Annotated in this window: 8 protein-coding genes; all 8 read left to right on the top strand. The window is 33.2% G+C overall.

Annotated elements, in window-relative coordinates; translation table 11 throughout:
* Positions 1-585: 585 nt before the first annotated feature.
* The 8 genes from KGF52_RS06970 (at position 586) to KGF52_RS06935 (ending at position 10,151) form a co-directional block, all read left to right on the top strand.
* On the top strand, positions 586-1,911 hold the full coding sequence (locus KGF52_RS06970; RefSeq protein WP_227827650.1) for a uracil-xanthine permease family protein: 1,326 nt from the start codon (positions 586-588) through the stop codon (positions 1,909-1,911).
* 377 nt (positions 1,912-2,288) lie between these two features.
* Positions 2,289-2,777, top strand: coding sequence for a (2Fe-2S)-binding protein (locus KGF52_RS06965; protein ID WP_413894779.1), 489 nt, complete (start codon positions 2,289-2,291; stop codon positions 2,775-2,777).
* Positions 2,770-5,022 (top strand): molybdopterin cofactor-binding domain-containing protein, encoded by a 2,253-nt coding sequence (locus KGF52_RS06960; protein ID WP_227839591.1) that lies wholly within the window; start codon positions 2,770-2,772, stop codon positions 5,020-5,022. Before KGF52_RS06965 ends, KGF52_RS06960 begins: the two co-directional genes overlap by 8 nt.
* 133 nt (positions 5,023-5,155) lie before the next feature.
* Entirely contained in the window at positions 5,156-5,890 is a 735-nt protein-coding gene (locus tag KGF52_RS06955; protein WP_227827648.1) for an SDR family NAD(P)-dependent oxidoreductase, read from the top strand.
* 24 nt (positions 5,891-5,914) lie between these two features.
* Positions 5,915-6,874 (top strand): methenyltetrahydromethanopterin cyclohydrolase, encoded by a 960-nt coding sequence (mch, locus tag KGF52_RS06950; protein ID WP_227827647.1) that lies wholly within the window; start codon positions 5,915-5,917, stop codon positions 6,872-6,874.
* Between the two features lie 36 nt (positions 6,875-6,910).
* Positions 6,911-7,891 carry a thiamine pyrophosphate-dependent dehydrogenase E1 component subunit alpha gene (locus KGF52_RS06945; protein ID WP_227827646.1) on the top strand — a complete coding sequence of 327 codons (981 nt, stop codon included), beginning with the start codon at positions 6,911-6,913 and terminating at the stop codon, positions 7,889-7,891.
* Complete coding sequence (locus KGF52_RS06940; protein ID WP_227827645.1) at positions 7,891-8,868, top strand: alpha-ketoacid dehydrogenase subunit beta; 978 nt, start codon at positions 7,891-7,893, stop codon at positions 8,866-8,868. Before KGF52_RS06945 ends, KGF52_RS06940 begins: the two co-directional genes overlap by 1 nt.
* Positions 8,869-8,885: 17 nt before the next feature.
* Entirely contained in the window at positions 8,886-10,151 is a 1,266-nt protein-coding gene (locus KGF52_RS06935; RefSeq protein WP_227839590.1) for a dihydrolipoamide acetyltransferase family protein, read from the top strand.
* Positions 10,152-10,183 lie beyond the last annotated feature (32 nt).

Genomic DNA, 10,183 nt, shown 5'->3' with positions numbered 1-10,183 from the left:
ATGTCTAATTTAATTAAATAAACGATAAAATATTTATATTTATCCAATAATTAAGATTTTTATGATATTTAATAAATGTTAGTTACTATTTATTATTTATTATATTTACTGAAATAGCGTTATATGGCGAAAATAAGAGGTTGCATATATTTTATAGAAATAAATATTAAAATGAATGTTGATAAAAAAATAACGTAAATTTAAAAATTAAAGTGTTTTAATACTGATTTTATTCTACAGATTGATTATTATTTTTACTTTAACAATTCTAAATAAAACTAAAATTAAATTATCAGAATAATCTTGACAGTCTAAAATCGTGACTGTATAATACAATTAAAAATCGGATTAATTACCTAGCTTACAAAAAATAAAAATAATGCTAAAAGCAAACGTTTTATTTTTTTAGTAACTAATCCTCCGCCACTCCTTAAATTAGAGCTTTTCTAATTTCAAAATGTATTACTAAAACTTCATAATGTAACTGTGCAATATTTATTAGGCTCTAACTTTTAAGGTTACTAATAATTTATTACATGGCTCCATACATTTGGCGGCAATGGCGGGAGCGATAAGGGGTAAGATATGGAAAATTACAAGTATGGATTTAATGACAAGCCAAAGCTTCTAACAGCAATACCACTTAGTATGCAACATGTTTTTTCTGCTTTTGCAGGTACTATGTCGGGTGCCATTTTAGTAGCTGTGGGCATGGGTCTCTCACTAAGTGAGACTGCATTTTTGATTCAATGTTCGATGTTGATTGCAGGGGTGAGCACCATACTGCAATCTATGGGAATTGGACCAATAGGGTCACGGTTGCCAATTGTTACTGGTGGAAGTTTCACCTTTGTAGCACCATTAATTGCCTTAAGTACAAATAATGATGTTGGTATTGCTGGAGCTTTTGGAGCAGTACTTGTAGGAAGTCTAGTTTTAACTTTAGTAGGACCTCTTGCAGTAAAATATTTACATAAATATTTTACACCTACAGTTACAGGCAGTGTTGTTTTGGCAGTAGGTTTATCACTTATGAGCTCTTCATTTGACTACGCAGTATCTTTTGATGCTCATGGACCTAATGTAGTTGCTAATTTTTCTTTAGCTGTATTTACATTGTTGTTGACACTTATTTTAAATCAATTTGGAAAAGGTTTTCTCAAAGTAGCATCCATAATAATTTCAATAGTAATAGGCTATGTAGTAGCAGTAATATTTGGTATGGTTGACTTTTCTAGTATGGCACAAGCAAATTGGTTTGCAGTGCCAAAGCCTATATACTGGGGATTGGAGTTCAACTTGGGCGCTATTATAACCATATGTACAATTCATATTGTAACAGTTATGGAAATAATAGGAGATACGACAGGGGTTGTTAGTTCTGTTGAAAACCGTCTACCTACGCAAAAAGAATTGATGAGAGCTGTTAGAGCAGATGGAGTTGGAAGTTGTTTTGCAGCTTTGTTTAATGGGCTTCCAGTCATATCAGGTAGTCCAAACATAGGAATAATTTGTATGACAGGAGTTGCAAGTAGGTACATAGTAGCACTTGGGGGAGTAATGTTAGGTATATTAGCATTTTTCCCAAAGTTTGCCCAAATATTAGCTTTAACACCAGACCCAGTTATTGGAGGTACATTAGTTATGATGTTTGGAACAATTGCATCATCAGGTATTAAGGTTATTGGAATGGGAAAGATGACAAATCGTAACATAACAATTTTAGCAGTTTCGCTGGGCATTGGTATGGGTGGTTATTTTAATCAAGCTGCATTAGCATTTTTACCAAGCATTGTAGTCACTTTAATGACTGGTATATCTGGAACAGCTCTATTATCTTTAATACTAAATATCGTATTGCCTAAGGAAAAAGAGGATGTAGTGGAAAGTAAAGTAAGTTGTAAAGCTTAGAGAACGTAATTCTAAAGGATATCCAAGAAGGAGCGCCTTGCTTCTATTTTTTTTACCAAAAATAGGATTGAACTTTGAAGGAAACCTAATAGCTTGCATTTGAGCAGAATATAATCTGAAAGGATATCCAAGAAGGAGCGCCTTGCTTCTATTTTTTTTACCCAAAAACCTTAAAAAACTAAATAATCAAAAGATATAATACTCATTTTAATAAAAGTATAATCTGAAAGGATATCCAGGAGGAGCGCCTTGCTCCTCCTTTTTTAACAGTAATTATGGATTTTACTTGTCAAATGAGTGTAAATAACTTGGATAAATTATTAATTAAAGATTAAATTTCATAGAAAATATTAAAAATTAAATTATGTGGAGAGAAGGTGGAGATTATAGATGTTATTGAGCTTGATATAAATGGCAGATTGAGAGAGGTGAGTATAAAAAAAAGTTGGACTTTACTTTATGTTTTAAGAGAAGTGTTTAATTTAACTGGAAGTAAGTGTGGATGTAGTACTGGTGATTGTGGAGCTTGTAAAATAATTTTAGATGGAGAAGCAGTTAATTCATGTTTGATTCTAGCAAGAAATGCAGTTGGGAAAAAGATATTGACAATTGAAGGGTTGTCAGATGGTATCAATATACATCCAATTCAACAAGCATTTATTGATTGTGGAGCTGTTCAATGTGGGTATTGCACTCCAGGGATGATAATGTCGGCAAAAGCCCTGTTAGATAAAAATCCAAATCCTTCTGAGGAAGAGGTTAGAAAGTCTATAGACAATAATCTTTGCAGATGTACAGGATATGTAAAAATTGTTGAGGCTATACTTTTATCAGCAAAAAGGATGGGGGGTATAACCTGTGAGTAATAATTTTAAAGTTATTGGTGAAAGAGTCCCAATAAGAGATGCTGTACTTAAAGCTACTGGCCAACTTAGATATACTGCAGATATGAAAATTCCAAATATGCTTTATGCTAAGGTTTTATTCAGCCCTATAGCGCATGCAAAAATTAAAAAAATAGACACATCAAAAGCTGAAAAATTAGAAGGTGTAAAAGCTATAGCCACTTATAAAAACTCACCTCAAAAAGCCTTTAATAGTGCCATGAGATTTTATGAACATGAGTTGCCAGAGGTTGAACATATCTTTGATGATACTGTTCGTTTTGTGGGTGATAAAGTTGCAGCCGTTGCAGCTGAAGATTTACAAACGGCTGAAAAAGCATTGAAGCTTATTGAGGTTGAATATGAAGAATTACCCTCAGTATTTAATCCAGAAGAAGCAATACAAGAGGGTGCATATCCAATACATAAAGGGGGAAACAAGCTTGCAGTAAATGTACAGCAGTGTGGAAATATTGAAGAAGCCATGAAAAAAGCTGATTATATTTTTGAAGATAAGTATACACTTCCAGCTATACATCATGGTGCAATAGAAACTCATGTGGCGATTGCAGATTATGATTACAGTGGGAAACTTACTGTTTATAGTCCTAATCAAAACACTTTTGGATTTAGGATAATCTTATCTAATTTATTTGGATTACCAATGAATAAAGTTAGACTAGTAAGTCCAGCTATTGGAGGAGCTTTTGGAGGTAAATTAGAGATTACAATTGAGCCAATTGTAGCATTATTAGCAAAACTGTCAGGTAGGCCAGTCAAACTAGAGCTTAACAGGAGAGAAACTATTGCTTCGACAAGAACTAGACATGGCGCAGTTGTATATCTAAAAACGGGTGTTATGAAGGATGGTCAAGTTATAGCACAAGATATGAAAGTTCTGACAAATACAGGAGCATATGCATCAAGTGCTTTAAATGTAATTGGAGCAATGAGTCATAAAGTGTTTAAAGCATATAAGATTGAAAATATGAGATATACAGGGATACCAGTGTATACAAACACACCAATTGCAGGAGCAATGAGAGGGTATGGTTCTCCACAAGCTTTTTTTGCTCAACAATCCCAACTAAATAAAATTGCAAAAAAACTAAATATGGATATTTTAGATTTACAGCTTAAGAACTTAGTCGAACCAGATGGAATAGATCAAAGATTTAAAAGTCCTCATGGAAATCCAAGACCAATAGATTGTATAAAAAAAGGTGCTGAAATGTTTGACTGGAAAAAACAAATTAGACAGCAAAATGAATCAAATGGTAGATTTTTGATTGGTGTAGGTATGGCAGTTGGTTCACATGGAAATGGATGCTTTGGAGCACATAGGGATATAACAGCTTTAATGTTGAAAATGAATGAAGATGGTTCAGCTGTATTATATACAGGTACTCATGATATGGGAAATGCATCTGTAAGTGTTCAAGTACAAATTATATCTGAAGTACTTGGAATAAGCCAGGAAAAAATAGAATGTATACAGGCAGATACAGAAGCATCACCATGGAATTTAGGAGATTACGCAAGCAGAGGAGTTTTTGTATCTGGAAATGCAGCTTTAAAAGTAGCAAATTCAGTAAAAAAAGAACTTTTAAAGGAAGCATCCCAACTTTTAAAAGAGGATGAAGAATATATAGAATTTAAGGATGATAGAGTCTATTCTATCAAAAATAACAACAAACAAGCCACTTTATGTGATGTCATGATACATGCTCAAAAGGTAAGTTTAAGAGAGATTATAGGAGCTGAAACTTTTGCATCTCAAACTGGAGCAAGTTCATATGGTGTACATTTTGCTAAAGTTGAGGTCGATACTAAACTGGCAAGTGTAAGAGTTTTGGAATATGTTGCAGTTCATGATGTAGGAAAAGCTTTAAACCCAATGTCTGTAGAAGGTCAGATTGAAGGAGCAATTCAAATGGGAATAGGATATGCGTTGACTGAAGCACTTGAATTTGACAATAGAGGAAAAATAAAAGCTAATTCATTTCGCTCGTATCATATGATAAAGGCTAGTGAAATGCCCCAAATAAAAGTTGGCCTGATAGAATGTGGAGAACCTGGAGGTCCATTTGGAGCTAAGAGTATAGGTGAATGTTCTGTTGTACCATCAGCACCAGCAGTAGCAAATGCAGTAGCAAATGCATTAAATTGTGATTTTTATAGTTTGCCAATAAAGAAAAGTATTTTACTAGATAATATAAATATTTAATGTTGCTTTATACAAAAGAAATTAGTTATACAAAGTAAAAAGATATTTATTTAAAATACTTTAGATATTAAAATGTAAGACCTTTTTCTAAATGTAAGTTTAAATTATATAAATGTAGAGGGTGTGATGAATTTTGAATTTAAGGTTTAAAGATAAGGTTGTTGTGATAACAGGAGCAGGGCAGGGGTTAGGAGCAGGATTTGCTTTAGATTTTGCTATCGAAGGAGCAATAGTAGTCTTAATTGGTAGAACCAAAAGCAAATTGGATAATGTTGCAGAACAAATTATTAAATCTGGAGGTAAAGCTTTTGTTTCAGTTTGTGATGTAAGTAAACCTAAAGATGTAGAAGTTTGTTTTAGTGAGGTAATAGATAAATTTGAGAGTGTAGATGTATTGATTAATAATGTTGCTCTCCATAAATCAGCTCCAGTAGTTGATACTACAATTGAAGATTGGGATGCTCAGATAAAGACTAATTTAAGTGGAACTTTTTATTGTACTAAGGCTGTCCTTAGAACAATGATTGATAAAAAGTATGGAAAAATAATAAATATTAGCTCTACAGCAGCAAAACACTTTTTTCCAGGCTTTGGAGCATATGCTGCTTCTAAAGGAGGAATGGTAAGTTTTACTCAAACATTATCTGAAGAAGTAAAAGAGTATGGAATCAATGTAAATGCGATATATTTAGGGATGACTAACACTGAATATACAAGAAAAAGATTTAACTATGATGATGCAGTTACGATACCGCTTGAAGAAATGTTGCAAGTGGAAGAAGTATCAAAAGTTGTAACTTTCTTAGCATCTGATGAAGCAAGTCCAATAATGGGAGCTGCAATTGATGTATGTGGTAAGAAAGCATAAAAATATATATTGAGAGGTATAAAGATGATAAGTTTAAACAAGAAAGCTATGGTGGTAGTGAGAGAGATAATAGAAGATGCAGAAGCATTGGGATGTGAAATTATTAAGATGGATTGTGGAGCAACTATAATTGATATGGGCTTAAATTGTAGTGGAAGCTGGAAAGCAGGTGTTTTATTTACTAGGGCTTCTATAGGTGACCTAGGAACAGTGTCATTAGGAGATTTTAAATTAAATGATGAATATTCTTTCTCAGCAGTTGAAGTATTTATAGATAAACCATTGATTGCATGTATGGGTTCACAGATTGCTGGATGGAAACTTGGAGAAGGTGAATTTGCAACTATTGGGTCAGGACCAGCAAGAGCTTTAGCAAGAGTTGAATCAGACTGGTATTTTGAAATGACTCCATATAAAGATACTTATCATGAGGCAGTTTTATGTATCCAAGATATAAAATATCCCAATAATGAAACAGTCTTAGAGGTTGCAAATGCTTGTAAAGTAAAACCAGAAGACACATATATATTAATTTCACCAAGTACATGTATTGTAGCATCAATGCAAGTATCAGCAAGAATCATTGAGCAAGTATGTCATAAGATGTTTGAAAAAAACTTTGATGCAGGTCAAATTGTACTTGCGAGAGGAAAAGCACCAATAGCACCTATAGTAAAAGATGAACTTAAGACTATGGGAAGAATAAATGATGCATTGATTTATGGTAGTGAAACTGAGTTTTGGGTAGATTCAACTGATACTGCCATTGCAAAGACTATACACCAGTTAGCAGGGAAAACTTCATCTCCAAATTATGGGGAATTGTTTGAAGATGTATTTGTGAAGGCAGGAAGAGACTTTTTCTATGTAGACCATGATGTACATTCAATAGGCAAAATACAAATACATAATATAAACACTGGAAAATCATTTTCGGCAGGAGAAATAAATTATTCAGTACTCGAAAAAAGTTTCTTAAAATAAACAACTTAAAAATTTATTGATTCAGGAGGAGATAAGATGGCATTAGGTAAGTTAAGATTAGAAAAATTATACCGTGACATGGTTATGATTCGAAGATTTGAAGAAGTAATAGAAATATATGCTGCCAATGGAACAATACCAGGATTTGTTCATTTAAGTATAGGGCAAGAGGCTTGTCAAGCAGGTATAGTTGATGCACTTAGAAAAACAGATTATAAATTTCCAGACCATAGAGGTCATGGAACTATAGCACTTTGTGGTACTGACCCAAAACTTGTAATGGCAGAAATCTTTGCTAAGGCTACAGGGATAAATGGTGGTAGAGGCGGTTCAATGCATATAAATGATATTGAATGTAGAAATATGGGATTTAATGGAATACAAGGTTCAACTATGGTAACTTGTCTTGGTACAGCTTTTGCATCTGTGTATAAAGAAACAGATGATGTTACAGCAGTATTTCTAGGAGATGGAACTTTAGGAGAAGGAGCTTGTCACGAAAGTCTTAATATGGCAGCAACATGGAAGCTTCCTATAATATATTGCCTACTTAATAATCAATATGCTATATCTACACACTATACAGATTCACATCCTCAAAAAGAGTTAAAAACTTGGGGTGAGGGGTATGAGATTCCAAGTTTTAGGGTAGATGGAAATGATGTAGAAGCAGTAATTGAGATAGTGGAAATAGCAGCAGATAGGGCAAGAAAAGGTGAAGGACCAACTTTAATAGAGTTTCTTACTTATCGTTGGCAAGGTCATTTTGCAGGAGACCCAGCAGCATATAGACCAGAAGAAGAAGTTAAGTATTGGAAAGATAGGGACCCAATAAAATTAACTAGAAAGATACTTATTGAAAGAGAAGGCATGTCAGATGAATCACTTAAGCAAATAGAAGAAGAAATAGAGGCTGATGTTCAAGAAATGCTGAGATTCTCATTGGAGAGTCCATCACCAGATATTAAAGATGCAGTTACACACACATATGTTGATAGAGAGGTGGAGATAAGATAATGGGAAGAAAACTTTCATATGGAATGGCAATAAATGAAGCACTTCATCAAGCTATGGAAAATGATGATAGAGTTTTTATACTAGGTGAAGATGTAGCTAAAATGGGTGGAGATTTTGGAATTACCAAAGGAATAATGGCTAAATGGCCAAATCGAATAAAAGATACAGCGTTATCAGAATCAGCTATATTAGGATTATCAAATGGTGCAGCACTTTGTGGGTTAAGACCAGTTCCAGAGATAATGTTTGCAGATTTTTTGGGAGTTTGTTTTGACCAACTTGTAAATAATGCAGCAAAATTAAATTTTATGTTCCAAGGAAAAGCACATTGTCCAATTACTGTTCGTGCTGTACAGGGAGGTGGTATACGCTGTGCATATCATCATTCAGTTTGTGCAGAGTCATGGTTTATGAACACACCTGGGCTTGTAGTAGTTTCACCAACAACACCTTATGAAGCTAAAGGGATGTTGCTTTCAGCTATAAAAAACGATAATCCTGTATTATTTTTAGAACATAAGATGCTATACAATGTCAAAGGGGAAGTGCCAGTTGAGCCATATGAGATTCCTCTATATGAAGCTGAGATTGAGAAAACTGGAAGTGATATTACTATAGTAGCTACTCAAATGATGTTAGGATTAGCACATAAAGCAGCAAGTCAACTTGAAAAAGAAGGGATTGATGTAGAGATAATCGACCTTAGAACTGTATTTCCTTATGATAAAAAAACTATAGTAGAGTCAGTTGCGAAAACTAGTCGATTGGTTATTGCTCAAGAAGGTCCAAGAGTTGGAGGATGGGCAGCTGAAATATCTGCAATGATAAATGAAGATGTATTTGAGTACCTAAGTGCACCGATAAAAAGAGTTACATCAATTGATGCTCCAGTAGCATATGCACCAGTTTTAGAAGATTTTGTTTTACCAAAATTAGAAAATCTAATTAAGGCTTGTAAGGAAGTTATGCAATATTAGTCAGGGGAGGATAAACAATGATTACAGAGGTTAAGATGCCTAAGTTTGGTCTTTCTATGGAGGAAGGAACAATTGGCACATGGTTGATTGAAGAAGGAAGCGTAGTAAATAAGGGTGATGAAATTTTAGAAGTTGAAACTGATAAGATTACTAATACTGTTGAAGCGCCAGAAAGTGGGGTATTGAGAAAAATATTTTTTGAAGAGGGCGATATTGCTAATTGTGGAGAACTAATTTGTATAATTGCAGAAGCTAATGAAGATATTAGTGGATTTGATTTGATAGATAAAGCTGATAATGAAAAAGAGGCAGATATTTTAAATTTAGAAAATACAACTAAGGCAAAATGTTTAAATATAGAGAAAAGAATAACTCCGAGAGCTAAAAAAATAGCTGAGGAAAAAGGAATTAACTATTCAAATATAGAGGGAACAGGAATACATGGTGCAATAACAATTGATGATTTGAAAAATTTTATGAATAGTAATTCAGTAGAAGAAGTTATGAAAGTCAATAAAAATAAAGTAGTAGAAAAAGAAGTACGGCAAGAAGTTACTCCTATTTCTCACGTTAATAACATTAAGGTAAATATAGGGGAAAATGATTTGGTAACTAAGATGACACCAATGCAAAATATAATAGCAAAAAAAATGCATGAGAGTTTGTTGACAACAGCTCAAACTACAATTGCCACTGAATTAGAAATTACTAGCTTATCAAAAATATATAAAGGATTGAAAGAAAAGTATAAAAAAGTAGGAGTTAAATTAAGTTATACAGCTCTTATAATAAAGGCTGTAGCTGAAGCTCTTGAAAATCATCCTAAACTTAGAACGCAAATAGTTGATGAAAATCATTTTAAAATAAGTAACGAAATTAATATAGGTGTAGCTGTAGACATTCCAAATGGCTTGGTGGTACCTATAATAAAAAATGCAAATTTAAAAGATTTAAAAACAATATGTATTGAACTAAGTGATTTAAGTGAAAGAGCTAAAAATAACAAGTTAAATTCTGATGAAATGAGTAATGGAACTATCACTATAACTAACTTAGGGATGTTTGGAATAACATACTTTACCCCAGTGTTAAATACACCAGAAAGTGCAATTTTAGGTATTGGAAGTATAATAGAAAAAGTTCTTGTAAAAGATGGTGCATTTTATGCTGGTTTAATAATGAATATGAGTTTAACTCATGACCATAGAGTAGTAGACGGAGCACCTGGAGCACGTTTTCTTCAAGAAGTTACACAAAATCTTTTGGATTTTAGATGGATGTAATTAAAATATATGTAAAATAATTTTATAGTACA

Source organism: Clostridioides sp. ZZV15-6597 (genome assembly GCF_020657815.1).
In the GTDB taxonomy this organism is placed as follows: domain Bacteria; phylum Bacillota; class Clostridia; order Peptostreptococcales; family Peptostreptococcaceae; genus Clostridioides.
Note: the sequence above shows the minus strand (reverse complement) of the source record. Positions and strands in the feature narration are given on the sequence as shown.

Bases quoted from the DNA above. Each gene is read 5' to 3' on its own strand.
- KGF52_RS06970 (WP_227827650.1), top strand. From the start codon at position 586: ATGGAAAATTACAAGTATGGATTTAATGACAAGCCAAAGCTTCTAACA.
- mch (WP_227827647.1), top strand. From the start codon at position 5,915: ATGATAAGTTTAAACAAGAAAGCTATGGTGGTAGTGAGAGAGATAATA.
- KGF52_RS06945 (WP_227827646.1), top strand. From the start codon at position 6,911: ATGGCATTAGGTAAGTTAAGATTAGAAAAATTATACCGTGACATGGTT.
- KGF52_RS06940 (WP_227827645.1), top strand. From the start codon at position 7,891: ATGGGAAGAAAACTTTCATATGGAATGGCAATAAATGAAGCACTTCAT.
- KGF52_RS06935 (WP_227839590.1), top strand. From the start codon at position 8,886: ATGATTACAGAGGTTAAGATGCCTAAGTTTGGTCTTTCTATGGAGGAA.